The 23,920-nt window shown below is 57.7% G+C and carries 25 protein-coding genes and 1 tRNA gene; 13 read left to right on the top strand and 13 right to left on the bottom strand.

Annotation, left to right across the window (positions count from 1 at the left end; genetic code table 11):
- Positions 1-87 precede the first annotated feature (87 nt).
- From EK369_RS16355 to EK369_RS16340, 4 genes are all read left to right on the top strand, one after another.
- On the top strand, positions 88-1,911 hold the full coding sequence (locus EK369_RS16355) for a DUF294 nucleotidyltransferase-like domain-containing protein (RefSeq protein WP_127115334.1): 1,824 nt from the start codon (positions 88-90) through the stop codon (positions 1,909-1,911).
- A 63-nt stretch (positions 1,912-1,974) separates the two neighbouring features.
- Positions 1,975-2,505, top strand: a complete 531-nt coding sequence (locus tag EK369_RS16350; protein WP_127115333.1) for a hypothetical protein — start codon at positions 1,975-1,977, stop codon at positions 2,503-2,505.
- Positions 2,506-2,507: 2 nt separating this feature from the next.
- Complete coding sequence (locus EK369_RS16345) at positions 2,508-3,926, top strand: 3'-5' exonuclease (RefSeq protein WP_127115332.1); 1,419 nt, start codon at positions 2,508-2,510, stop codon at positions 3,924-3,926.
- Positions 3,927-4,014: 88 nt separating this feature from the next.
- On the top strand, positions 4,015-4,512 hold the full coding sequence (locus tag EK369_RS16340) for a flavin reductase family protein (protein WP_127115354.1): 498 nt from the start codon (positions 4,015-4,017) through the stop codon (positions 4,510-4,512).
- Here the strand turns inward: EK369_RS16340 and EK369_RS16335 are convergent.
- Complete coding sequence (locus EK369_RS16335) at positions 4,485-5,549, bottom strand: hypothetical protein (RefSeq protein WP_127115331.1); 1,065 nt, start codon at positions 5,547-5,549, stop codon at positions 4,485-4,487. The genes EK369_RS16340 and EK369_RS16335 overlap by 28 nt on opposite strands.
- Here EK369_RS16335 and EK369_RS16330 point away from each other — a divergent pair.
- On the top strand, positions 5,542-6,699 hold the full coding sequence (locus EK369_RS16330) for a bifunctional enoyl-CoA hydratase/phosphate acetyltransferase (RefSeq protein WP_127115330.1): 1,158 nt from the start codon (positions 5,542-5,544) through the stop codon (positions 6,697-6,699). The genes EK369_RS16335 and EK369_RS16330 overlap by 8 nt on opposite strands.
- A complete protein-coding gene (locus EK369_RS16325; RefSeq protein ID WP_127115329.1) occupies positions 6,696-7,856 on the top strand; it encodes an acetate/propionate family kinase in 1,161 nt (386 codons plus the stop codon). The genes EK369_RS16330 and EK369_RS16325 overlap by 4 nt, the downstream gene beginning before the upstream one ends.
- A gap of 13 nt (positions 7,857-7,869) precedes the next feature.
- Here EK369_RS16325 and EK369_RS16320 read toward each other — a convergent pair.
- Both EK369_RS16320 and EK369_RS16315 read right to left on the bottom strand, forming a co-directional pair.
- Positions 7,870-7,945, bottom strand: a tRNA-Thr gene (locus EK369_RS16320).
- Positions 7,946-7,995: 50 nt separating this feature from the next.
- Positions 7,996-9,651 carry an ABC transporter permease gene (locus EK369_RS16315; RefSeq protein ID WP_235871452.1) on the bottom strand — a complete coding sequence of 552 codons (1,656 nt, stop codon included), beginning with the start codon at positions 9,649-9,651 and terminating at the stop codon, positions 7,996-7,998.
- Between the two features lie 84 nt (positions 9,652-9,735).
- Between EK369_RS16315 and EK369_RS16310 the strand changes: the two genes are divergently transcribed.
- A complete protein-coding gene (locus tag EK369_RS16310; RefSeq protein ID WP_127115328.1) occupies positions 9,736-10,614 on the top strand; it encodes a hypothetical protein in 879 nt (292 codons plus the stop codon).
- A 12-nt stretch (positions 10,615-10,626) separates the two neighbouring features.
- Here the strand turns inward: EK369_RS16310 and EK369_RS16305 are convergent, their stop codons facing one another.
- A complete protein-coding gene (locus tag EK369_RS16305) occupies positions 10,627-10,887 on the bottom strand; it encodes a DUF2312 domain-containing protein (protein WP_127115327.1) in 261 nt (86 codons plus the stop codon).
- 172 nt (positions 10,888-11,059) lie between these two features.
- Here EK369_RS16305 and EK369_RS16300 point away from each other — a divergent pair, with 172 nt between their 5' ends.
- Positions 11,060-11,275, top strand: coding sequence for a hypothetical protein (locus EK369_RS16300; protein WP_127115326.1), 216 nt, complete (start codon positions 11,060-11,062; stop codon positions 11,273-11,275).
- A 3-nt stretch (positions 11,276-11,278) separates the two neighbouring features.
- Here EK369_RS16300 and EK369_RS16295 read toward each other — a convergent pair whose 3' ends face one another.
- From EK369_RS16295 to EK369_RS16280, 4 genes are all read right to left on the bottom strand, one after another.
- Positions 11,279-11,809: a 3-hydroxyacyl-CoA dehydrogenase family protein gene (locus tag EK369_RS16295; RefSeq protein WP_127115325.1), complete on the bottom strand. Its 531-nt coding sequence runs from the start codon at positions 11,807-11,809 to the stop codon at positions 11,279-11,281.
- 9 nt (positions 11,810-11,818) lie between these two features.
- Complete coding sequence (locus EK369_RS16290) at positions 11,819-13,372, bottom strand: 3-hydroxyacyl-CoA dehydrogenase NAD-binding domain-containing protein (protein WP_164727023.1); 1,554 nt, start codon at positions 13,370-13,372, stop codon at positions 11,819-11,821.
- 150 nt (positions 13,373-13,522) lie between these two features.
- A complete protein-coding gene (locus tag EK369_RS16285; protein ID WP_127115323.1) occupies positions 13,523-13,738 on the bottom strand; it encodes a hypothetical protein in 216 nt (71 codons plus the stop codon).
- Between the two features lie 24 nt (positions 13,739-13,762).
- Positions 13,763-14,092: a TraR/DksA family transcriptional regulator gene (locus EK369_RS16280; RefSeq protein WP_127115322.1), complete on the bottom strand. Its 330-nt coding sequence runs from the start codon at positions 14,090-14,092 to the stop codon at positions 13,763-13,765.
- A gap of 135 nt (positions 14,093-14,227) precedes the next feature.
- On the opposite strand from EK369_RS16280, the gene EK369_RS16275 reads away from it, so the two are divergent.
- From EK369_RS16275 to EK369_RS16260, 4 genes are all read left to right on the top strand, one after another.
- Entirely contained in the window at positions 14,228-15,091 is an 864-nt protein-coding gene (locus tag EK369_RS16275; protein ID WP_127115321.1) for an MBL fold metallo-hydrolase, read from the top strand.
- Between the two features lie 91 nt (positions 15,092-15,182).
- Positions 15,183-15,608 (top strand): YeeE/YedE family protein, encoded by a 426-nt coding sequence (locus EK369_RS16270; RefSeq protein ID WP_127115352.1) that lies wholly within the window; start codon positions 15,183-15,185, stop codon positions 15,606-15,608.
- The gene (locus tag EK369_RS16265; protein WP_127115320.1) at positions 15,608-16,042 is read left to right on the top strand and encodes a DUF6691 family protein; all 435 of its coding nucleotides are present in this window, start codon (positions 15,608-15,610) and stop codon (positions 16,040-16,042) included. Before EK369_RS16270 ends, EK369_RS16265 begins: the two co-directional genes overlap by 1 nt.
- Before the next feature lie 11 nt (positions 16,043-16,053).
- The gene (locus EK369_RS16260) at positions 16,054-16,479 is read left to right on the top strand and encodes a protein tyrosine phosphatase family protein (protein ID WP_127115319.1); all 426 of its coding nucleotides are present in this window, start codon (positions 16,054-16,056) and stop codon (positions 16,477-16,479) included.
- A gap of 2 nt (positions 16,480-16,481) precedes the next feature.
- Here the strand turns inward: EK369_RS16260 and EK369_RS16255 are convergent, their stop codons facing one another.
- The 5 genes from EK369_RS16255 to EK369_RS16235 all read right to left on the bottom strand — a co-directional run bounded on the left by EK369_RS16255 (position 16,482) and on the right by EK369_RS16235 (position 22,332).
- The gene (locus EK369_RS16255; RefSeq protein WP_127115318.1) at positions 16,482-17,567 is read right to left on the bottom strand and encodes a FliM/FliN family flagellar motor C-terminal domain-containing protein; all 1,086 of its coding nucleotides are present in this window, start codon (positions 17,565-17,567) and stop codon (positions 16,482-16,484) included.
- A gap of 71 nt (positions 17,568-17,638) precedes the next feature.
- Positions 17,639-20,329 carry an ATP-binding protein gene (locus tag EK369_RS16250; protein WP_127115317.1) on the bottom strand — a complete coding sequence of 897 codons (2,691 nt, stop codon included), beginning with the start codon at positions 20,327-20,329 and terminating at the stop codon, positions 17,639-17,641.
- Positions 20,330-20,596 carry a hypothetical protein gene (locus EK369_RS16245; RefSeq protein WP_164727022.1) on the bottom strand — a complete coding sequence of 89 codons (267 nt, stop codon included), beginning with the start codon at positions 20,594-20,596 and terminating at the stop codon, positions 20,330-20,332.
- Entirely contained in the window at positions 20,593-20,961 is a 369-nt protein-coding gene (locus EK369_RS16240) for a response regulator transcription factor (protein WP_127115315.1), read from the bottom strand. The genes EK369_RS16245 and EK369_RS16240 overlap by 4 nt, the downstream gene beginning before the upstream one ends.
- Positions 20,962-21,033: 72 nt before the next feature.
- Positions 21,034-22,332, bottom strand: a complete 1,299-nt coding sequence (locus EK369_RS16235) for a helix-turn-helix domain-containing protein (protein WP_127115314.1) — start codon at positions 22,330-22,332, stop codon at positions 21,034-21,036.
- Between the two features lie 214 nt (positions 22,333-22,546).
- On the opposite strand from EK369_RS16235, the gene EK369_RS16230 reads away from it, so the two are divergent.
- Entirely contained in the window at positions 22,547-23,896 is a 1,350-nt protein-coding gene (locus tag EK369_RS16230) for a substrate-binding protein (RefSeq protein WP_127115313.1), read from the top strand.
- The last annotated feature ends 24 nt before the right edge of the window (positions 23,897-23,920 follow it).

The following is a 23,920-nucleotide window of genomic DNA, read 5'->3' as shown; positions in this document are numbered from 1 at the left end:
TCTGCGACCCCCCGCCATCTGTAGAATCAGTCCTGTCCGGTCTATACTGGGCAGGACTTTTTCCTTTATCTTTCAAGGCGGTTTTCCATGCCTCTCACCCAAGACCAGATCATCCGATTTCTGAAGTCCGTCCACCCCTACGATGCGCTGCCTGAAGCCGCGATTCAGGAGCTCGCACCGCTCTTTGACGCTTGGGAGGTGGAAAAGGATTTCTCGGTTTACGATTACGGTGAGAAACTGCCGGGCCTGTTTCTGGTCTATGAAGGCATGATCGAGGTTCGTGATGAGAACGATGTCGTTGTCTCGCATCTGGGCATACGCAACTCGTTTGGCGAAAGGGGTCTGTTGCGCGATGGTATGGCCGTGACCAGCGCGCGTGCAGATGAACACTCAATCGTGCTGGTTCTGCCGTCCATCTCGTTTTACAAACTTGTGGAAGAGCACGCGCCGGCCAAGAAATTCTTTGACCGCACTCGGATCGACAAGCCACGCGAAGCCTCTCTTGCGACAAGCCTCGTGGATACGCTGATGGCGCATAGTCCCATGGCCTGCGGACCGGATGCGACCGTGCTGGATGCGGCCCGGATGATGCGAGACAAACGGATCTCGTCACTTTGCGTGACCGAAGGCGACGCACTGACCGGCATCCTGACCACCCGGGATTTGTCAGGCAAGATCCTGGCCGAAGCACGCCCCGTCGATACCCCTGTGCGCGAGGTCATGACCTCCAATCCGGTGACACTGGCCCCGAATGCCATTGGTTCGGATGTGCTACACACAATGATGGAAATGAAAATCGGTCACGTCCCCATCGTCGAGGGGGGCAAGTTGGTGGGTATTGTCACCCAGACTGACCTGACGCGTTTTCAGGCTGTCAGTTCCGCCGAACTGGTGAGTGAAATCGCACACGCGACCACGCCCGGGGAAATGGCCGAGGTTACGGCCCGCATTCCGCAGTTGCTTGTGCAACTTGTGGCAGGAGGCAACCGTCACGAGGTGGTCACCCGCCTGATCACCGACATTGCCGACACCGCCACACGGCGTCTGCTGACGCTGGCCGAGGACAAGCTTGGCGCCCCTCCTGCCCCCTACCTGTGGCTGGCCTGTGGGTCTCAGGGCCGGCAAGAGCAAACCGGTGTCAGCGATCAGGACAATTGCCTGATCCTGCATGACTCGGTGTCCGAGGCGGACATGGGTTATTTTCGTGATCTTGCGACCTTTGTCTGCGATGGTCTCAACACTTGTGGCTACGTCTATTGCCCCGGCGACATGATGGCGACCAACCCGCGCTGGTGTCAGCCGATGAAGGTCTGGAAAGAGTATTTCGCGGGATGGATCAACAAACCCGACCCCGAAGCACAGATGCTCGCGAGCGTGATGTTCGACTTGCGCCCCATTGGTGGCCATAAGCACCTGTTCGAGGATCTGCAGGAAGACACGCTGAACATCGCCAGCAAGAATTCGATTTTTGTGGCGCATATGGTTTCGAACTCGTTGAAACACCAGCCGCCACTGGGTTTGCTGCGTGGGCTTGCAACCATTCGCTCGGGCGAGCGGCGCAACCAGTTGGACATGAAACATAACGGCGTGGTCCCCATCGTCGATCTTGCCCGCATCTATGCGCTGCAAGGGGAGTTGACGGCGGTCAACACACGGGCGCGGCTGGAAGAGGCCGAGGCCAAGGGCGTGTTGTCGAAATCGGGCGCGCGGGACTTGCTGGATGCTTATGATCTGATCGCTGAATCACGCCTGTTGCACCAGGCCAACCTGGTCAAGGATGGCAAGGCGCCAGATAACTATCTGGTGCCTGCCGAATTGTCCGACTTTGAACGCAGCCATCTGCGCGACGCATTTGTCGTCGTGAAATCGCTGCAATCGGCCATCGGGCACGGACGCGGTATGCTGAGTTAACGAAACTCGGATTCTACCTGCCACAGAGGAGTGGTGCAGGCAGGGTCTTTGGGAGGACGCAAAATGTTTATGACACTGGTCGCCACGTTTCTGGCGGGGATCGCCGCCGCGGGTTTCGTGATGCTGCTCAACCACCTGTTGGGCAAAACCGCGGGACGAACCCTGCCCCGTTGGTTCACGCCGATTGCCGCCGGTGCCGCGATGATCTTGGCCGCGATCTCAAGTGAATACAGTTGGTATTCAACAACAAAGGCCAACATGCCACCGGAGTTTGCCGTGGTTCAGACCGTCGACAGCAAGGCGTTTTACCGGCCTTGGACCTATGTCAGACCCTTCGTCGACCGTTTTGTCGCCGTGGACATGGCCTCGGTCCGCAATCATGACTCGCATCCCAACCTGCGGATCGCCGATCTCTTTTTCTATGGGCGTTGGGCGCCCATTCACCAACTGGCCGTGCTTGCCGATTGCGCGAACGGGCAACGCGCGGCCCTTGTTGAAACCATCGAGTTTAACAACGATGGCAGCGTCACCGGGGCCGAATGGATCTCTGCCGAGCGTGGCGATCCCGTTCTCAACAAAATCTGTGGAGGGTAGCGATGTTTACATCCCTCAGTTTGCGCATTCGCATTTTTCTGTTTTTCTGCCTGATCGCCCTTGGCGGCGTGGCTCTTGTACTGTTGGCGATCTATGTCGGCTACCAGCGTTCGCTGGGCGGGGATGTCATGTCGGCCTTTGTTTTCTCCGGCATCCTGTCCGGCTTTGGCCTTGTGGCGCTGACGGTGGGTGTTTGGCTGTTGTTTGACGAAAACGTCGCCAAACCCATTGAGCGGCTGGCCGCCACCATGCGCACGCGGGCACATGCCGGTGTCGATCAGAGGGTGGACACCCATTCCGCGCGCTACCTGGGTGATCTTGCCCCCGCAGCTGAGGCCGTATCGACGGTGCTGAGCCAAACAGCCCTGGAAACGGCTGAAACGGTGGCACAGGAGACCTCGCGGCTGGCATCCGAAAAGGATCGTCTGACGGCCCTGTTGACCGAAATCCCCGTGGCGATGATCCTGGTCAGCCCCAACCACCAGATTGTTTTGTACGACGGTCAGGCGGCAGAGGCCTTGGGACAGATCCATACCCCTCGCCTGAATGCCTCGGTGTTTGATTACTTCAAGGAAAAGTCGCTCAAGGCAGCCTACAAGAAGCTGATCACCACCGGCATGGATGTCTCATTCACCGCTGAAGGTGTTGAGAACAAACTGACATTTGACGCAAGGCTAAAGCCGCTGGGAGACGCGCCGGGGTACATGATCCTGATTGATGATGAGCATGCGCAAATCACGCCCGATGCCCCCCGTCCGCTAGTCTATGACTTTGAATTGATGGAGCGCGAGGTTCAGGCTGAATATGCGATCGAGGACACCCCGATCCGCAAGCTGACATTTGCGGTGTTTGACACCGAAACCACCGGGCTCTTGCCGCATAAGGACGAGATTGTGCAGATCGGTGCCGTCCGCGTCCTGAACGGCAGGATTGTACCGGGAGAAGAGATCAACCAGCTGGTCAATCCCGGCATGAAGATCCCGCCGGCTTCGACCAAGGTGCACAAGGTTACCGATCTCATGGTGGCGAATGCGCCGGATATTCACATCGCCTCGCAACGGTTTCACACCTTTGCCAAGGACTCGGTCATCGTGGCGCATAATGCGCCGTTTGACATGGCGTTTCTGCGTAGGCATGGCAAAGTCAATGGGCTGGATTGGAACCACCCGATCATCGACACGGTCCTTTTGAGTGCGGTCCTGTTCGGAGCTAGTGAAACGCACACGCTGGACGCGTTGTGTGAGCGGCTGAACGTGACCATCCCGCCGGACCTACGCCACACGGCTTTGGGGGACGCCGTCGCCACGGCCGAAGTTCTTTGCCATTTGCTGCCGATGCTGGAATCCCACGGGTACAAGACTTTTGGTCAGGTCGTGGAACAAACCCGCAAACATGGCCGTCTTCTTGAGGACCTGAACTAGACAGGCCCTTGTTTCCACTTGCGTGTGACCTAGTTTCGCGTAAATGCGGTACGATACGCGCGCACAGGAACACTTTGGCAGGCAGGTTATGGCACGGAATTTTGTCCCCGGCACAGACAATACCCGCGATTTTCGCGATGCGTTGGGCTGTTTTGCCACCGGTGTCACGGTCGTCACTGCGCCCGGCAGTCCAGATGGGATTGGCATGACGGCAAATTCGTTTTCGTCCATTTCCCTCAGCCCGCCACTGGTGCTGTGGTCACCTTCGAAAACATCCCTGCGGTATCCATATTTTGCCCAGGCCATGAGGTTCGCAATCCACGTGATGCAGGCAGATCAAAAGGATCTGGCACTGGAATTCGCCCGCCGCGGGGACGCCTTTGACCGCGTGGCGACCGAGTTTGATGAGGATGGCCTGCCGCTCATTCAGGAGTGTCTGGCACGCTTTGTGTGTCGGACCACTGCACTACATGACGGCGGCGATCATGCCATCATCGTTGGTCATGTTGAGCAAGTCATGCTGAACGAGGGCACACCACTGGTGTTTGCCCAAAGCAGCTATGGTGCATTTTCCTCAGGCGGCTGATCTTCGGTGTCGGCAAACTGACCAACTTTCTCCCACCATTCAAACAAGGCCTCGGCCGCCTGTGAATACCAGCCGGACAATGGCACCGTCAGGGGATCCATCGCCGCCAGCTCGTCCGCGTGTTTTGCGACATTCATCGCCAATTCGGGCGCAGCCCCCATGCGGTCATAGCGCCGTGCGCGTTCAAACCGGGTCCAGCCGCGCTTGAACACTTCTTTCTGGATCAAACGCAGGCGTTCACCCGCCTGCAAAGTTGAGAACCGGATGAGATGTGGCAGCAGTGCTTCGGCGTTGCCGGGGCAAGTATTGGAGAAGGCTTGCAACGAATCTTCGGGCGAAAGAGACCAGAACTCATCCGCGATCAGAAAACCAAAATCTTCGATCCCGTGGCGACGTCCCGCGTGTTCCCAGTCAAACCACATCACGCGACCATCCGCTTGAACTGCCGCGTTGCCGGACCGTGCGTCCCATTTCACGAAATGGCGTGGCACGGGCACGATGGCGCGGCTGATTGCAGAGTAATCCGCAGCGGGCGCCGGAATATCGAGTGCAGTGGCCAATTTCCGGCAATCGGTTGCGAACCGTGAGACCCATTTCGCGCTTGATGCGACGGCGGGCACCTCTTCTGTCAGCCCGGTATCGCGGGCCGCCCGCTTAATTTCCCATAGGCTGGTAAAGGCGGCTTCGGCCAAGGATATCTGTCCGTCGCGATCACGTCGGTGCAACTGGGTGCTGAGCCGTCCTTTGCCAACATCCGATTGAAACAACAGCGCCCCTTGAACACCCAACAACTCCGGCACAGGCGCCCCCGCCCTATGCAATGTCTCCAGCACCAGCACTTCACGTTCACGGCGCGAGGCTCGGTGGCGATAGGACGCGATAACGCTGTGATTTTCGAAATGCACACGCAAACTATCACGTGTCTTGCCGCCGGGCGCGGTAATGCCACGAACAGGTTCACCAAACTGCAATTCGGCGAGACGCGAGATTTCCTCGGGCTCGATGCTCTCAGGGTAAGGGGGCTGTGGCGTGCTCATCTGCTCTCGGGCTTGTTTTTTGGGCAGTGTGACGGCAAGGCGCGTTGGAAACAAGGTTATTGGACACCTGCGGCAACGGTTTCCGCGTGGTTCACAAATATTTCTCTGGCACCGGCGCGCGCGAAGGGACATATCAAGCTTAGTTGGCACTGTGGTCGACACTCAGGAGGTTCGCGTGATCTTGCCCATCGATACAACGCCGTCAAACGGCGAAGCCCTGCCCGATATGGGCGAGAGCTTTGCCGCCATACTGAAGGCCACTGGCCCGTTGGACCCCATTGTCACCGCTGTTGTGCACCCCTGTGACGACGCCTCACTGGGTGGCGCCCTGGAAGCACGCGATCAAGGTCTCATTACCCCGCTTCTGGTTGGCCCGGAGGCACGCATCCGAAATGTCGCTGAAGAGAACGATCTGGACCTGACGGGGCTTGAGATCGTCACCAGCCTGCACAGTCACGACTCGGCCCAAAAAGCCGTTCGGCTTGTACACGAAGGCCGAGCACAGGCATTGATGAAGGGGGCGCTGCACACGGATGAGATCATGAGCGAAGTGGTGCACAAAGAGCGCGGGCTGCGTACCGAGCGCCGCATGAGCCATATCTTTGTGCTCGACGTTCCGACCTATTCCAAACTCCTTTTGATCTCGGATGCGGCGATCAACATTTTCCCCGACCTCCAGACCAAGGCCGATATAATTCAAAACGCCATTGAACTTGGTCACGCACTGGGTGTCGACCTGCCCAAGGTTGCCATTCTTTCGGCTGTCGAAACGATCTACCCCAAAATCCCCTCGACCGTGGAAGCGGGTGCACTGTGCAAAATGGCGGATCGCGGCCAGATCACAGGAGGCCTGCTGGACGGCCCGCTGGCCTTTGACAATGCGGTGTCCAAGGAAGCCGCCGAAGCCAAGGGAATCGTGTCCGAGGTGGCCGGCGATCCGGATATCCTGATCGCGCCAGACCTTGAAGCTGGCAACATGATCGCCAAGCAACTCATGTATCTCGCCAGTGCAGATTCTGCAGGCCTTGTTATGGGTGCAAGGGTGCCCGTGATGCTGACCAGCCGGGCCGACGGAACGCTGTCCCGCGTGATTTCTGCGGCACTTGCGCAGCTTGTAGTGCATCACCGGCAAGGAAAATCAATCCTGTGACCAAAGCTATACTTGTCCTGAATGCCGGGAGTTCCTCGGTCAAATACGGTGTTTTCCGCGCAGTTCCCAAGGGTGAATTGCTACTGAAAGGTGTGATCGAGCGGATCGGAAACGGGCCGGAAATCCGCGAAGAGGAGATGCACGAAAAGCTTCCTCTGCCGGATGATGCGGACCACGTTCAGGTTCTGCGCTGGCTGGCGGGCCACCTGTTGGATAGCCTGAAAGACGTCGAGGTCATCGCAGCCGGACACCGCGTGGTGCACGGTGGGCAAGAGTTCGCCACCAGCACCCTGATCACCGCAGAGGTCATTGAACAAATCCGCCTGCTATCCCCCCTGGCCCCGGCACACCAGCCCCACAACCTGGCGGGCATCATCGCAATGGACAGTGTTTGGCCAGATATCCCCCAGGTGGCCTGTTTCGACACGGCCTTTCACCGCACCCAGCCGCGCCTGGCGCAGATGTTTGCTCTGCCCAGGGCGCTGACTGCAGAAGGCGTTTTGCGCTATGGGTTTCATGGTCTGAGCTACGACTATATCGCCTCGCAATTGCCGCAGTATCTGGGAGATGCCGCAGATGGCCGCGTGATCGTGCTGCACCTTGGGCATGGGGCCAGCATCTGCGCAATGGTCGAACGCAAAAGCATGGCCACGACGATGGGATTCACGGCGCTTGACGGGCTGATGATGGGCAAACGTTCTGGCGACATCGATCCCGGTGTGATCTTTTTTCTGATGCGCGACAAGGGCATGTCGTTGAAAGAGGCGGAAGAGGTTATTTCAAATGAATCCGGTCTGTTGGGCGTCTCAGGTTTGAGCAGCGACATGCGGGACCTGACAGCAAGCAACGACCCGGCGGCCACTGAAGCGATTGATCTGTTCTGCTACCGCGCGGCGCGACAGGTCGGGTCCATGGCAGGTGCGATTGGCGGGGTTGATGCAATTGTCTTCACCGCGGGTGTTGGTGAAAATGCGGTGGCCGTGCGTGAGAAAATCCTGGCCCGCTGCACGTGGCTGGGCGCTGAAATCGATCATACCGCAAATGAAGAGGGCGGTGCGCGAATCTCGAAAGAAGGCTGCCAGGTCAGCGCCTGGGTGATTCCAACAAACGAAGAACGGGTAATCGCCGAAGCCACCTGCGCGCTTGTAACTGGGTAGTTTGTTTGAAAAATGGTGCCCCCACACGGACTCGAACCGCGGACCTACTGATTACAAATCAGTTGCTCTACCAGCTGAGCTATAGGGGCACTGGGCGACGGTTTAAGCAGATTGCGCGCGCCCTGCAAGTGCAAAATCATCACCGATTGGCGCGCGCCAAAAGTCCCACCGCGATCATGCCGACTGCAACAATCAGGATGGCCCCCGGGCTGGCATCTCCGAGGTTTTCCAAGCTCGCCTGGTCATGCACGCGCGTTGCAAGCGTGTCGAAATTGAACGGCCTCAAGAGCATAGTCGCGGGCAGCTCCTTGACACAATCGACAAAGACCAAAAGCAGTGCGGACCCAACAGAGGCGCGGATCAGCGGGAAGTAAACCTCGCGCAGGGTTTGTCCTTTGGTGCGGCCCAAGGAACGCGCGGCCATTGGCAGGCTTGGCGACACACGGCCCATTGCACCGTCAGCGGCACCCTGCGCTATGGCAAAGAACCGCACGCAGTAAGACAAGACCAAAGCAAAAGCAGAGCCGGTCATCATCAGACCGACGTCAAATCCGAGTGTTTCAAGGAAGTCAGCCAGACGGTTGTCGAGAAACGCCAGCGGAATAAGAATACCGACGGCCAGGACAGCCCCCGGAGCTGCGTATCCGATGGTTGTGAGCGGCAAGAGCAGCTTGGGCAACGTGCGGCCCGAGAGGCGCACGCCATAGACCAGGAACACGCCAGCCAATACGGTCAACACTGCCGCAGTGCCACCCACGGCTACCGTGTTCACAAGCGCGCGCAGCAACTCAGGATCTGACCAGCGATCGCTGCTGCCCAGTGCGTGACTGAGAATCACGCTCACGGGCAAGACAAACCCCGCAAGAAATGGGATCAGACAGGCAATCGTTGCCGCCCATCCCCACCCATGGGTCAATGCGGTTTGGCCGGGCGGTCGGTGGCGCGTGGTCAGTGAAAAGAACTGCAGCTTTCGACGGCTCGATTTTTCCAGCGTCACAAGCAAGATCACCAACATCAATACGACGCAGGCAATTTGCGCGGCCCCGCCGGCATTGTTGCTTTCAAGCCAGACGCTAAAAATTCCGGTGGTCAGTGTTTGCACGGCAAAATAATCAACCGTGCCAAAGTCGTTCACGGTTTCCATCATGACAATGGCAGTGCCTGCTGCAATGGCCGGGCGCGCCAAGGGCAGGCCAACCCGACAGAAACGCGCAAAAGCCCCGGCCCCAAGCGAGCGCGCCACCTCTTCCCCTGCTCCTGATTGCTCGCGAAAAGCGGCGCGGGCAAGGATATAGACGTAAGGGTAGAGCGCTGCAGACAGGACAATCACGGCAGCACCCATGGACCGGATTTCCGGGAACCAATAGTCGCGCGCTGTTTGCCAGCCAAAGAGCGCGCGCAACCCAGTCTGAACGGGTCCGGCATATTCCAGAAAATCCACCAGCGCATAGGCCCCGACATAGGCCGGGATGGCCAGAGGCAACAGCAGCGCCCATTGCAACCAACGCACGCCCGGGAACGCATACCGGCTGACCAACCAGGCCGCCCCTGTCCCCATGCTTGCCGTGAGAACACCCACACTTGCCATCAGGATCAGCGTGTTACGCAGGTAGCGCGGCAACGTCGTAGAGATCAGGTGACCCCAGATGTTCTCCGTTGGATTGAGGGCCATCCAAAACACGGCTATGATAGGGGCAAGCACAATCACGCAAATCAAAACCGCCCCAATCGACCACGGGCTGAGCTCGCGAAGCGATAGCCGTTTTCGGCCTGCGACTGTTTGCATCTCGGTCATGGCCTTCCTGTTGCCTGAATATGGTTTCACTGTCCAGAAACGAAGATATAATAATCACCTAGAACACGGAAAGTCCGGAATACGATGCAAATTGTCCTTCATACAGGCCTCCACTTTACTGATGAGGGCAAGCTTTTGGGGTCGCTGGCCAAAAACCGAGAGGTCCTGGCCGAGCGCGGGATCTCTTTGCCCAAGCCAAGCAGCTACCGCAACAGGCTGCGCGACCTGCTGAATGATGGCGATGTTGTCCACGGTTCAGAGACGCGCGATGGCTTTGTATTGGGACTAAAGGACAAGCATGTCCAAAGTCCGGACCGGATTGTGCTATCCAATGACAATTTCTTCTGCGTCCCCCGGTTGGCTTTGCGGGACAACACGTATTACCCGGACGCAGAAGAAAAGCTGCAGGATTTCTGCAATCTGTTTCACGGGCTGGACATTGAAGTCTGTCTTGCAGTTCGAAACACGGCAACATTTGTTCCGTCGTTATTGAGCTGTGTTCCAGAAGGCAGCGCCCAGGACATGCTGAGCGGGCTTGTGCCTACTGCCTTGCGTTGGTCCGAGATGGTGCGCCGCCTTCGCGAAGCATTGCCCAATGTTGCACTGACGGTCTGGTGTAACGAGGACACCCCGATCATCTGGGAACAGCTCATGCGGGAAATGGCCGGCGTTGAGCCAACCCTGCATTTGGACGGCGGCGATGACCTTCTGAGCGAGATCATGTCGTCTGAGGGGCTCCGTCGCTACTCGGAGTACCTGAAAAGTCACCCGACTATGACAGAGGTGCAAAAACGCCGCGTGATCGCGGCGTTTCTTGACAAATTTGGTCTTGAAGACGAGCTGGAAGAAGAGCTGGAAGTGCCCGGGTGGAACGAAGAATACATCGATGCGCTGACCGATATCTATGACGAAGATGTCTACGAGATATCACGTGTTCCCGGCATCACACTTGTGACACCCTAAGGCTCCTGAAGCTTAGGACATGCCCAAGGCTTCTTTATACATCGCCAGAACGGCTTCTTCTTCGGCAATATCGTCCTGATCACGCTTGCGCAATGCAATGACCTTGCGCATGACCTTGGTGTCATAGCCGCGCGACTTGGCTTCGGCCATCACCTCTTTCTGTTGGTCTGCGATGTCCTTTTTTTCCATTTCCAGCCTCTCGAACCGTTCGATGAACTGGCGCAGCTCGTCTGCGGTCACTCGGTAAGAGGCGTCGGGGGAATACTCGTTCATGGGGGCTCCTTCAGGGATGGGACCAACTGGGATCGGGGCCAGACCCTAGCCCCCCTGCCCGCGCCCCGCAAGCGGGCTTTTGACCGTTCAGCGGGAAATGCCAAGCGGCCGACGCTTGCGATGGCTTGCGCAATCCTTTAGGCGGTGATCCAACCAAAAATAGGAGTGGCACATGGAGTGGTTGATCTGGAGCGGCGCATTGGTTTCGCTGATTGGGCTTGCGGGGCTCATCCTGTCGATCATCAAGGTGGCCAAGGCACGCAAAGCGGGTTTGACTGACGACGATCTGCGCGCGGCTGTCCAAAAGGTTGTACCGCTCAACATGGGGTCGCTGTTTTTGTCCGTGATCGGACTGATGATGGTCATTCTGGGGATTTTCCTGGCCTAAATCTCAGCCATTCAGGCTTTCAAACCCACGACCGGTCTTGATCAGTTCGGCAAAAATGGCATCGGGCGCCCAAAACTCCGGTTCTTCCTGTTCAAACAGGTGCAGATCGCGTTGGATCGTTAGCAACCCTGCCAGATCGGCTGCCATCATCGGGCCTCCTCGCCACCGTGGAAATCCAAACCCATGGATCATCACCGTGTCGATATCCGAGGGCCGTATGGCAACGCCTTCGCGCAAAAGCCGCGCGCCCTCGTTTGCCATGGCAGCCAGGCAGCGGCGCTGGATTTCCTCGGGCTTGAAGCCTCGCGCGGTAATGCCCTTGCGCTCACGTTCTGCGCGGATCAATGCGATCACCTCGGGGTCTTGCACCCCTTTGGGGTTCCCATCCGTATAGAGGTAGTAGCCGCGCCCGGCTTTCTGACCAAACCGACCCCCATCGCAGAGTCGATCACCAATCGCGACTCGTCGTTCATGCGGATCGCGGTCGTTAGCCAGTTGCGCACGCCTCAGCCAAGGTTGATTGAGGCCGTTCAAATCCTGAACTCAGTAGGGCCCACGGGCCATACCCCAGTTTTCCATGGCCTCGTCGATCAAATAGGGTGTTGCGCCCGCCTCCAGCATCAAATCTGCCGCAAGGTAACAGGCGCTCTGGACGCGGTTGCCGATGTATCCGTCCGACATACGTGATTGAACGGGGAACCTTCCCAGTCGTTTTATCAATGCCAAGCTGGTGGCGGTGGTGTCCGGACTGGTTTCTTCCCCGACAATCACCTCGACCACGCGTGGGGATGTTGCTGGCGGAAAAAAATGCAAGCCAAGAACATCGCCCGGCGCCCCGGTGGCGCGGGCCATTTGGTTCACATCAAGATACGAGGTGCTTGTGGCAAGGATCGCGCCGTCTTTGACCACACCATCGAGCTGGGAAAACACGGCCAGCTTGACGTCCATATCTTCCGGGGCGGCCTCGATCACAAAGTCGACGTTAGACAAGGCCACAAGGTCGCTTGCTCCTGTCAAGGCAACTCGCTGACGATCCCGATCTGATGCAGTTAGTTGAGCGCGTTTGACAGCGCGGTCCAGCGTCAAGTCTACGCGGTTCATCGCGGTTTCAAGTGCGGTCATGTCGCGTTCAACCAAGATGACCTCCAGCCCTGCGGCGAGACAAGACATCGCAATGCCCCGCCCCATTGTGCCGCCACCTACAATCCCGACCTGGGTCACCTCGCGCAGGCGCGCGCCTTTCGATTGGGGAAACGTCGCGGCGCGGTTTTCAGCAACAAAAGCGTGACGCAAAGCCATCGATTGATCCGATGACACCAAAGTTTCAAAAGCGGCCCTCTCAAACGTCACCCCCTGGTCGAAGGGTAATAGCGCGGCGGCCTCAACACAGTTCACGATTTCACGGGGCGCAGCTTCGCGTGTCCTGGCAAGCTTGGACCGCGCTACGGAAATGCTGCGCTGATAGTCCATGGGATCCTCAAACCCGCTCTCAACAGCGCGGGTCGGACGTGGTCCGGCACCTTGATCCACCAGCTCTTGCGCAATGGCTATGGCACCTTCTCTCAGGTCACCTTCGATTAGCGCGTCAAAAAAGACCGCGGCCCTTGGATCGCTGGCTTGCATCGGTTTGCCCGATAGCATCAATTCCAGGGCCAGCTCTGCGCCGGCCAATCGCGGGACCCGTTGCGTGCCTCCGGCCCCCGGCAGGATACCAAGAGACACCTCAGGCAGACCAAAACACGCGTCAACGGTTGCCACTCGGTAATGCGCCCCAAGCGCGATTTCAAACCCGCCTCCCAACACCATTCCGTGCAGCACCGCGATCACCGGTTTCCGGAAGGCTTCGAAACGATCGCAAACATTGGAGATCGTAGGCTCTTGCGGTGTCTGACCGAGTTCAGAGATGTCAGTTCCAACCGGAAAGCTGCGCCCCTCACCCATCACCAGAACCGCCGCCACATCGCTGTCTGCCAAGGCCCGATCCAACCCATCAATCAATCCACGACGCATGGACACAGACAGGGCGTCTCCAGGTGGATTGGACACCGACAAAATGGCGATACCGTCCACGACTTTGTAGCTGACGCTGTCTGCCATCTGTCCCCTCCCCGCACGAACTGTCCTGCACGTTTTGGCATCTGGTCTGTGCCCCAACTTTAGCCGTGAGGCGTCACCTTGCAAGCGCGCAAAGAAAAAGGCACCTCGAACCATATTCGAAGTGCCCTACGATTGGATATGGATCGGTCGCTAAACAGGCATGTTGTCAAAAACGTCCTCGACCTCTTCATCGACAAGCTCAAGATCGAGATCGCGCAGATATGCAGGCACGTGCCCTCCCTGAAAACGGATATTTTCAAGCGCTCTGTGCAGTTTCTGGTGCAATTCGTATCGAAGATCACCCTCTGTGCTCTTGATCTCTTCCGAAATGCCAAGGGCTTGGCGCAAAAGCTCCTCAACCGTCATTGTAATCTCCTCCAAAAAAATGTGTTATTGCGCAACGGCGGCTGCACAGTTTCGACACAATGGCGTGTCGGGCAGAACGTCCAAGCGTTCTGCGGAAATCTCATCACCACAACGGGCGCAAAAGCCGTATTCTTCATCACGAATGCGCTGAAGTGCTGCACGAATACGCGCAATCTCGTCTTGACCGCTCTGGCCGAGTTGCTCCAGCACCTCGTCACCTTCACGTTCGACAGCCAACTCTTCCCAGTCCTTCGAATGCGGCGCATCCAACTCGGCCTCGATGGCGTGCAGGCGCGTATCAAGTTCGGAAAGACGTTTGAGCAAAGCAGATTTTCGCGCGGCAATATCGGTCATCGCGGCCTCCTTAAATTAGCAATGAAACATTGACATGACAGCGCCGAAAAAGCCTTGATTTAGGTCAACAGGATTTCTGGGCTTGAAACATATGCAGCAAACAATATATGTTCGACAACAAATGGAGGATTCCTGATGACACCCGAAGTGACCGCCTTTTTTGACGAGGCAACAAACACAATATCATTTGTTGTGAAAGACCCTGCGGGATCGTCCTGCGCCATTATCGACAGCGTTCTGGATTTTGACTATTCCTCTGGCCGCACGGACACCAAGTCGGCAGACGAAGTGATCGCCTACGTCAAGGACAACAACCTGACCGTTGAATGGTTGCTGGAAAGCCACGTACATGCCGATCACCTCTCTGCCGCGCCCTACATTCAGGAACAGGTCGGCGGCAAGATTGGCATCGGCAAAAACATCACCATCGTGCAGGACACATTTGGCAAGGTGTTTAACGAAGGAACCGAGTTCCAGCGTGACGGCAGCCAGTTCGACCAGCTGTTCACCGAAGGCGACAGCATCATGATTGGCCAGATGCGCGCCGACGTGCTGCACACGCCGGGCCACACCCCTGCTTGCCTGACTTATGTCATCGGCGATTCGGCTTTTGTTGGCGACACGTTGTTCATGCCCGATTTCGGCACGGCGCGCTGTGACTTTCCCGGGGGGTCGTCAGAAACTCTGTACAACTCCATCCAGAAAATCCTCTCGTTGCCGGACGAGACCCGCATTTTTGTGGGCCATGATTACAAAGCACCGGGTCGCGATGAATATGCCTGGGAAACCACCGTCGCAGAACAAAAGGCCCGCAACGTCCATGTTGGCGAAGGTCGCGACAAGGATGCTTTTGTTGAAATGCGTGATACGCGCGATGCGACGCTGGCAATGCCCAAGCTCATCATCCCTTCGTTGCAGGTCAACATGCGGGCTGGCCAGATGCCGGAACCGGATGACCAGGGCGATGTCTTTCTCAAGGTGCCGGTTAATAAGATCTGAGCACGCAATTGGCGGCCTGATGTGACGCGAACCGGTCAGGCCGTGATCAACCACTCACGGGACAAACAAAGGAAACGCAATGTTGGAGACAATTCCAGTCGACTGGATATGGGGCCTTGTCGGCGGCCTGATCATTGGCACCGGTGGTGCCGTTTATCTTCTGGGGAATGGCCGGATCATGGGGGCCAGCGGCATCATCGGCGGGCTGGTCGACGGCTCTGGACGCAACGCGGCAGCAGAGCGCATCACCTTTTTGATTGGGGTCTTTCTGCTGCCAATCTTTCTGAAACCGCTCTATCGGCCGTTTGAAACCCATGCGAGTGAGAACATCGCAGTTCTGGTTGCTGCCGGTCTGCTGGTTGGCATCGGCACGCGGATGGCGAACGGGTGCACCTCGGGCCATGGGGTCTGCGGGATCTCTCGACTTTCCCTGCGCGGTATCGTCGCCACCGTTTTCTACATAGGCGCGGGCGGTCTCGCCGTCGTGTTGTTCCGCCACATTCTGGGGGTGATCTGATGCAGCGTCTCATCTTTGCTTTTGTCGCCGGTGGCCTGTTCGGCGCGGGCCTGTTCGTTTCGGGTATGACCGACACCACCAAAGTCCAAGGTTGGCTTGATGTCTTTGGCAACTGGGATCCCACGCTGGCGTTTGTGATGGGCGGCGCCATGATCCCGATGGCCATTGCCTGGCTTTTGACACGCAACCGCAAGCCTCTTGTTGGAGGCGAGTTCCCGAAACCGTCCGAACCGAAAATTGGGCGCAACCTGGTTCTTGGCTCGGTCATGTTTGGCGCAGGCTGGGGACTCGCGGGCCTTTGCCCAGGACCTTCTGTGGCTTCGTTAAGCTACGGCGGCTGGCCACATTGGGTCTTTTTCGTCGCGATGCTCGCCGGCATGTGGGCCGCCCCCTCTGTGCGCGCACGGCTGGACAAAGCAATCCCCGCAGAATAACCGAGGCAACCATGCAACTACGCCAAGTCACACCCCGCTATTTCGTCTCACCGCAGATTTCTGCGGAGGATATTGCAGCCCTGGCCGAAGCAGGTTTCACCCATGTGATCTGCAACCGCCCCGACGCCGAAGTGCCGCCATCGCATCAAGCGGCTGCAATAGCCGCCGCTGCCGAGGCCGCAGGTCTGACATTTGTGGCCAACCCGCTGACCCATGACACCATGACGCCGGATCGTATGGGGTTGCAACGCGACACGCTAGAAGCGGCCAATGGCAAGGTGCTGGCCTATTGTGCTTCGGGCACCCGGTCGACCGTTGCCTGGACGCTTGGCCATGTTGCCGATCTGGGGGCAGATACGGTTCTTCAGGCGGCGGCAGATGCGGGCTATGATCTTGCGGCGCTACGCCCGCGCCTGGAGATGATGACAGCAGGCTGACGTCAAACAGGCGTCAGCAGATCTCCGGTCTCGGCTTCGTCAAGAAGTGCATCCAGATCATCGCTTCCGGTCTCCGGAGCGCTTTCGATCTGGGTGCGCACATCGTGTTCACCTGGTGTGACAACATCGGTTCCGGTCGACAGCGCAGTCTGAACCTGAGGCTGAGCTGGCATTTCAATGGCCGCTGCTTCAAGCGGGTCATCCAAGTCAGAGTTTACTTGCGTCGATCTTGAGGCCGAGCGCAGCCGCACGGCCCGGAACCCGTTCAGCTGACCCAGATGTACATGGAACGCATGATCCCCTCCCATCGCCTCAAGACGAGTCTGGGCAAGGGCATCGGCAGGAATGTGCAACGTGTCGCCAAGCTTCAGCGCCTGTAGCTCTTTTAGTGGCACGCCTATGCGGGCGATCACTGCATCCAAGGTTGCAGGAGAGGACAACACACCGGATCGCACCGTTTTACGGCCCTCAAGAGGGGCGTCTGTTTCCACGGCTTCAACCTCGGCTTCCGGCAACTCGCCAAAGCCAAGAGACACCATACCTTCGCGCTGCCCCCCACAAAGACGCACCTGAAACGAAAGCACCTGATAGCCACGTACCGGCAAAGCCAAGAGCAATGCGCGCGCGTCCGGTACCATCGCACCAAAGCCCACGCCCTGCCCCCAATCAGCAAGCTCGGCGGATTGCGCTGCCTGACCAAACCGATGCAGTGCAGCATCGACAAATGGCGCCACCAATGCGGCATCCACCCGCGTGGGCCGTCTGTCAGGCTGGCTTGCTGACAGAATGCGGCCGATGGTCAGGTGCTCTACAATCCCGCCCATTACCGGCAAATCCATGGCCAGAAACCCCGGCACCTGCCCCTCCAACACCGCAAAAAGAGCGCCATCTCGGAGGTGATCTGACAAACCTTCCCTTGTGCATTCAATCCGTTGTGCGTCTGCCACGTCTAGCGGCAAAGACAACGCACTTTCCGAGGCCTGCTCCATGGCAAGTCGCATCATCGCCATGACCGACGGCCTCTGGCGTGGCGCGCGCGCCTCTGTCGTCATCCTGCGGAGGACCGAGCCTGTTTTCTCGCTGGCCATTGGGTTTCGCCTGTCTGCCCGTCGTTGGGTCAAGCCTAGGGCAAACTGGTTACCAGAGATTTAAATCGCGCCTAGTGGGCCGGTTTTGCGAGGGAAACAGGCAGCAGCACACGAAAGGCCGCCCCGCCCTGACCTGGCAAATAGTTGATGGATCCATCCAGCCTTACCATAATCTCACGACAGATGGCCAAACCCAGGCCAGCCCCGCCTGCCTTCATTTCACCAACACGGGCAAATTTTTCAAAGATCACAGCCTGGTCCGTCTTGCTGATCCCAGAACCATTGTCGACAAAATCGATCTGAATCTGATTTGCAGATGGCCTGACTACTATCGTCAGTTCCGGCGCATCGGCGTCGCAATACTTTTGCGCGTTACTGATGAGGTTGATAAACACCTGACTCAAACGGTCCAGATCGGTGTTGATCGGGATCGCCTCTTGCGTTCTGTCCCGATAGACGTGCAGTCGCGTGTCAATACTGCCGGTCAAGGCCGAGGAAACAGCGTGATCCAACACGTTGGACAATACGCCCCGTTGAAGGTTCAGATTGACCTGACCGTTCTCCAGCACGCTCAGATCCAATAGATCATCCAGCAATCGCGTCAGCCGGATTGCCTCGCCATGAATGATCGATGAGTATTTCACCTTTTCAGCTTCACTCAGCCGTTCGTTGTCGCGCAAAATCTCGGAAAATGCCCGGATCGACGTCATGGGCGTGCGCAGCTCATGGCTGACCTGACTGAGAAACGCGTCCTTTTGCACCGAAATCTGGGTCAGTTTCTCGTTGGCCTGCCGCAATTGCCGGGCCGTTCTTGCCTGTTCTTCGGACTTGGCTTCCAACTGGCTGGAATGCTCCATCATCTGAGCAGTTTCATCCGCCACAGCCATCAAGTCCCTTACAGAAACAGAGGCACCACCGACGATTTGCCCGATCATGGCATGCGCCGTCGCTGCTCCGACCGAGCCAGATAGCTCGCGCTCAAGCACCTGCAGAAAATCCGGACTGGGGTCGGGAAGGTAGCCGCTGACGCCTTGGCGTCGAGCCTCGGATTCAAACAGCTTCTGAGCCTCTTGTGCGCCAAGGATCCGTTGCGCCATGATCATCAGATCCTCACTCTGTGCAACATTGCCGCTCCACCCCTGTGGTCGGCGAGAGTGCTCAAAGACATTAACGAATTGTGCCCCCTGAAGGCGCTCGAGCGGGGACGGAAAACCCATCAGCGAGGCGACAAAAAACACAAGGGTATTTAGAGAGATGGACCAGAGGATCGCATGGACCAGAGGATCCATCCCATCAATGCCAAAAAAGGCTTGCGGACGCAGCCAACTCAGCCCAAAGGGACCGTTCAGCATCACGCTTTCCGATATCAGTGCACCGCTGCCGAAACTGGGCAGCAATAGCGCATAAGTCCAGACGACAAAACCAACGGATAGCCCCGCAAAAGCCCCGATCCGTGTTGCCCCGCGCCAGAAAATCCCGCCGAGAAGGACGGGCAGAAACTGGGCCACACCGGCAAAGGAAATCAATCCGATCGAAGCCAACGCTGTGCCTCCGCCGGAAAGCTGGAAATAGAGGTAGCCCAGCGCCACCACACCACCGATCGAAATGCGCCGGGACAAGATCACCACGTTGCGCACATCTCCGGAAATCGTCGCGCCGCCTCCGGTCGCAGATAGCCAGATCGGCATGACAATGTGGTTCGAGACCATGGTCGAAAGCGCCAACGCCGCGACAATCACCATGGACGTCGCAGAAGAGAACCCACCAAGAAAGGACAACATCGCAAGGCTCTCATTTCCCGTGGCCAGCGGCAGGGTCAGTACGAACAGGTCCGGGTTTGACCCTTCCGGCAAGAGATCAAGACCCAGCACCGCAATCGGCACCACAAAAAGGCTCATCACCATCAAGTACGCTGGAAAAGCCCAAGACGCCGTGCGTAAATGGCTTTCCCGGTCACTTTCAACCACCATGACCTGAAACATCCGTGGCAGGCACAGAAAGGCTGCTGCTGACAGGAATATCAACGAGGCCCAACGGTCTCCGCGCATCTCCCAACGGCCAATTTCGGACGCATCAATCCGTTGCAGAGTTTCGTCCAGACCACCACCTACGCCCCATACCACAAAGACCCCAACGGCCAGCAGAGCGAACAGCTTAACCACCGCCTCTACGGCAATCGCGATCACCACACCGTGGTGGCGTTCGTTGACGTCCAGGTTGCGGGTGCCAAAAAGAATGGTGAACAGAGCCAGCCCCATGGCAACCCAGAGCGCTGTGGAGTCTTGGTCCGTAATACCCCCTGCAACGGGCTGGCTTTCACTGAAAACTGCAAAGCTAAGCGTGACCGACTGTAACTGCAGGGCGATATAAGGCGTGGTGCCAATGACTGCGAGGATCGTCACGCCGACGGCCAAAAGGTTCGATTTGCCATAGCGCGACGAAATCATGTCGGCGATCGACGTAATGCGCTGACTGCGCCCGATCCGCACCAGCTTGCGCAGGATCCACCACCACCCGACCATGACAAGTGTTGGGCCGATGTAGATCGTCAGATACTCCAGCCCCGAGCGCGCGGCATATCCAACCGCGCCGTAAAAGGTCCAGGCCGTGCAATAGATCGACAGCGACAGCGTGTAGACAAGAGGCGACCGCAGCCAGCCCCCGTGTCCCCGACGCGCCGCGCGCTCTGCAGCAAATGCAACGGTGAACAAGAATGTCACATAGATAAGACAGACTGCGACGAGGATATTCAACGTCGCCATTTAAGTGTCCTTTATGTCCTGCTCTGTCTCGGCCAGTTTTAGCAACTTAGCCATAACCGCCCCCAAAAGCACCATGGCCAGCCAGACTCCGAATAGATAGATGATTGCGGTTGACGTCGATACGTCACTGTCGGGGCCACTGCGCCACAAGAGTGGGACGGCCCATAGCAAGGCGCCAATGACGGGCAGCATTCGGATCATGTCGATCAAGCGGCGGCGGCGATAGCTTTGCCGCTCGAGGAACAGAGGCGTGCGCCTCTCACTCACGATGCAACGAGCTCGCGCACGGCCTCGAGAACCTCGGCATTGGAAAAGGGCTTGGTCATGAAACGACTGGCCCCTGCGCGCTCGGCCATTTCACGGTCTCTCGTTGCCCCCCGCGCAGTCAGCATCAGGACAGGCAAAGATTGGGCGGCGTTGTTCTCGCGCAACTCCTTCAGGATGTCGTACCCACTCTTACCCGGCAACATAACATCCAGAATAAGCAGATCAGGTTGGTTGCCCAGAACCACGTCAACAGCATCATGGCCGTTGGAATGCGTGGACACATTCCACCCATCGCGCGACAGGATAAAACTGATCGCCTCAATAATGTTCGGCTCATCTTCTATAAGAAGAACGCGCTTCCCCATAAATGTCCTTCCTCCCCGTACGCGTATACATCGCGTTTTGCCGATCTTATCCAGCTCTAAAAAGATTCCAAGCTAAATCCCGTCCACCAGGATTGATGGCTCGCGGCGTCCGGCACAGTCTGCGCTTGGACATACCCGACAGGTTGAGCCCACTTCACGCGCATTTTCACTTGCCACTTCCGCCGGGATCACAAGCATAAAGGCACGATAGAGAGGGTCTTCGGTGAAGCCAACCGCGCTCACCGTTTCAGCAATGGCGTAACAATGAAACGGCTTAGCCTCGCGACCTGTCACTGTGACACATCGATAGATCGGATGCATGGGGCGGGCCAGGGCCTGAAACAACGGCCACTTTGGACAGGCCGCAGAAAACCTGGGGACCGGAAAGCCGTCTACAGGTTTGCGCAGTGTCAGGGTGCCCGAATTGTCGCACATGATCAAACCAGCGGGATCCTCCAAAAGGTCATTGGACAGAACCGCAACGCGCCTGAAAACCACCGCCATGGACACCCGAAAGTGACGTGTCAGAGCTTGGAGGTCCAATCCGTGCGCCTGCAATACCTCGGCCACTTCGGCACGGGGCATCTTGCGGGCATCAGAGCGCAACTGCTTCAGAACGCCTAATGCTGCTTTGCGCGCCGCGTGTGTCGTTAAATGCGGCTGGCCCTTTACAAAAGCTTCGATGTCTTCGGCTTCTTCTTCTAGGTGAGGAAACCGATAATCATTGGCCGCCAGCATCACCTCGACCTCTTCCATCGGCGAGGTGAGCGCTGCGTCCGCGTCCCCCGCCCCATCGAGGTACTCCACAAGGCGTTGAGAACTCTCAGCCAGACGCTGGCTGTCTTCGTTGATATTGCGGTGAAAACGATTGCGCCATTCTGGTTCGATCTCCCGCGTGTCTGCCAGGATGCCCGCCGTGGACTTGATCGCCGTCACCATGGTCAGCATTTCGTGCATCGAGGTCGCGAGATGCGGGTCGTGAGTCAGCCGGTCAGTCAGCGTAGCGGCTGTGCGCTCCAGCGCGCCGATACGGCGATGGCCATCGGCAATCAACTCGGCCCAGCCCGGAAATCGACCTGCAAACTCGTCGATCCGGTCCAGTTCCGGCTGTACGTTTCCGGCATCGGCCGCTGCCTCTCGCAGGGTGGAAATCAGCGCAGCCTCGGCACCTTCGCTTAACAGCGACGGCTCCACGCCAAGTACATTGGCAATGTCGACCAACAGCTTACCGCCGATTCTGCGGCGGTTGTGTTCTATGAGATTGAGGTAAGAAGCTGATATCCCCACCTGCCGCGCAAGATCCGACTGCCGCATCCCAGCCATCGCGCGGCGTTCTCTGATCCGACTGCCTGTCAAAGTGTCGCGGGACATGTGGTTTTCCTCGTAGTTTTCAACGGCTTTCCGCAGCGCAGAATAATTTATTTACACAATGCTGCACCAAGGTGTGGATTACTTTACAAAAAAATTGTTGCTTTGAAAGCAGTTGTTGCGAACTTTTCCAACCCTCCCTGATAATGAATTTGCACAAATGTGCCTTTGGCGCGGAGGAGGAGCCCACGCCATTTACACCAAACGGGAGGATTACATGTCCAAAACCAACCTGACACGTCGCGGCGTGCTCAAGACCGGCGCAGTTGCAGGCGCTGGCGTTGCACTGCCCACCATTTTCACGGCGTCGTCCGCTGCTGCCTACACCAATGAGCCCACCGGCTCGTCCGTGACTCTGGGCTTCAACGTGCCCCAGACTGGCCCCTACGCTGATGAAGGCAACGACGAGCTTCTGGCACAACAGCTGGCCGTTGAGCACCTGAACGGCGAAGGCGATGGCGGCTGCCTGAACACCTTCACCTCGAAGGCTCTCAAAGGGAACGGCATCCTGGGCAAGAAGGTCGAGTTCGTCACCGGCGACACCCAGACCAAATCGGACGCAGCCCGCGCATCGGCCAAGTCGATGATCGAAAAAGACGGCGCCATCATGATCAACGGCGGTTCGTCCTCGGGCGTTGCCATCGCGGTTCAGGGTCTCTGCCAAGAGGCGGGCGTTATCTTCATGGCCGGTCTGACCCACTCGAACGACACCACCGGTAAGGACCGCAAGGCAAATGGCTTCCGCCACTTCTTCAACGCCTACATGTCCGCAGCCGCTCTGGCGCCTATCCTGGAAAAGGAACTGGGTGCGGATCGTCGCGCCTATCACCTGACCGCTGACTACACATGGGGTTGGTCGCAGCAGGAATCGATCGCAGCCGCGACCGAAGCCATGGGCTGGGAGACCGTCAACAACGTGCTGACACCGCTGGCATCAACGGACTTCTCGTCCTACATCGCGCCGGTTCTGAACTCCGGTGCTGACGTGCTGGTTCTGAACCACTACGGCGGCAACATGGTGAACTCGCTGACCAACGCGATCCAGTTCGGCATGATGGAAAAAGTCGTGAACAACAAAGACTTCAAGATCGTTGTTCCGCTTTACTCTGAACTGATGGCCGCTGGCGCGGGCGAGAACATCAAAGGCGTGTTCGGCTCGATGAACTACAACTGGCAGCTTCAGAACGAAGGTTCCAAGCAGTTCGTCAAGTCGTTTGGTGAGAAGTACGGCAAGCCGCCATCCAACTCGGCACAGACCTGCTATGCACAGACCCTGCTCTATGCAGACGCCTGTGAACGCGCTGGCACCTTCAACCCCTGTGGTGTTGCAGAAGCCCTGGAAGGCTTCGAATTCGACGGTCTGGGCAACGGCAAGACGCTCTATCGCGCAGACGACCACCAGTGCTTCAAGGACGTTCTGGTCGTGAAGGGTGCAGACAACCCGACCAACCAGTACGACACGCTGGAAATTGTCGAAGTGACCCCTGCGGCACAAGTGACCTACGAACCGAACCACCCAATGTTCGGCGGCGACGAAGCGTCGCTGGGTACATGTAACGCTGGCTAAATCTTAGATAGCCAATCAGCCGAC

The organism is Shimia sediminis, from assembly GCF_003990645.1.
GTDB lineage: Bacteria > Pseudomonadota > Alphaproteobacteria > Rhodobacterales > Rhodobacteraceae > Shimia > Shimia sediminis.
The sequence above is the reverse complement of the archived record's forward strand: the minus strand, read 5'-3'. Positions and strand labels throughout refer to the sequence as shown.

Excerpts from the sequence above, each read along its gene's own strand:
- EK369_RS16355 (WP_127115334.1), top strand. The coding sequence starts at position 88 with ATGCCTCTCACCCAAGACCAGATCATCCGATTTCTGAAGTCCGTCCAC.
- EK369_RS16350 (WP_127115333.1), top strand. The coding sequence starts at position 1,975 with ATGTTTATGACACTGGTCGCCACGTTTCTGGCGGGGATCGCCGCCGCG.
- EK369_RS16345 (WP_127115332.1), top strand. The coding sequence starts at position 2,508 with ATGTTTACATCCCTCAGTTTGCGCATTCGCATTTTTCTGTTTTTCTGC.
- EK369_RS16340 (WP_127115354.1), top strand. The coding sequence starts at position 4,015 with ATGGCACGGAATTTTGTCCCCGGCACAGACAATACCCGCGATTTTCGC.
- EK369_RS16335 (WP_127115331.1), bottom strand. The coding sequence starts at position 5,549 with ATGAGCACGCCACAGCCCCCTTACCCTGAGAGCATCGAGCCCGAGGAA.
- EK369_RS16315 (WP_235871452.1), bottom strand. The coding sequence starts at position 9,651 with ATGACCGAGATGCAAACAGTCGCAGGCCGAAAACGGCTATCGCTTCGC.
- EK369_RS16310 (WP_127115328.1), top strand. The coding sequence starts at position 9,736 with ATGCAAATTGTCCTTCATACAGGCCTCCACTTTACTGATGAGGGCAAG.
- EK369_RS16305 (WP_127115327.1), bottom strand. The coding sequence starts at position 10,887 with ATGAACGAGTATTCCCCCGACGCCTCTTACCGAGTGACCGCAGACGAG.
- EK369_RS16300 (WP_127115326.1), top strand. The coding sequence starts at position 11,060 with ATGGAGTGGTTGATCTGGAGCGGCGCATTGGTTTCGCTGATTGGGCTT.
- EK369_RS16290 (WP_164727023.1), bottom strand. The coding sequence starts at position 13,372 with ATGGCAGACAGCGTCAGCTACAAAGTCGTGGACGGTATCGCCATTTTG.
- EK369_RS16285 (WP_127115323.1), bottom strand. The coding sequence starts at position 13,738 with ATGACGGTTGAGGAGCTTTTGCGCCAAGCCCTTGGCATTTCGGAAGAG.
- EK369_RS16280 (WP_127115322.1), bottom strand. The coding sequence starts at position 14,092 with ATGACCGATATTGCCGCGCGAAAATCTGCTTTGCTCAAACGTCTTTCC.
- EK369_RS16275 (WP_127115321.1), top strand. The coding sequence starts at position 14,228 with ATGACACCCGAAGTGACCGCCTTTTTTGACGAGGCAACAAACACAATA.
- EK369_RS16265 (WP_127115320.1), top strand. The coding sequence starts at position 15,608 with ATGCAGCGTCTCATCTTTGCTTTTGTCGCCGGTGGCCTGTTCGGCGCG.
- EK369_RS16260 (WP_127115319.1), top strand. The coding sequence starts at position 16,054 with ATGCAACTACGCCAAGTCACACCCCGCTATTTCGTCTCACCGCAGATT.
- EK369_RS16255 (WP_127115318.1), bottom strand. The coding sequence starts at position 17,567 with ATGGCCAGCGAGAAAACAGGCTCGGTCCTCCGCAGGATGACGACAGAG.
- EK369_RS16250 (WP_127115317.1), bottom strand. The coding sequence starts at position 20,329 with ATGGCGACGTTGAATATCCTCGTCGCAGTCTGTCTTATCTATGTGACA.
- EK369_RS16240 (WP_127115315.1), bottom strand. The coding sequence starts at position 20,961 with ATGGGGAAGCGCGTTCTTCTTATAGAAGATGAGCCGAACATTATTGAG.
- EK369_RS16235 (WP_127115314.1), bottom strand. The coding sequence starts at position 22,332 with ATGTCCCGCGACACTTTGACAGGCAGTCGGATCAGAGAACGCCGCGCG.
- EK369_RS16230 (WP_127115313.1), top strand. The coding sequence starts at position 22,547 with ATGTCCAAAACCAACCTGACACGTCGCGGCGTGCTCAAGACCGGCGCA.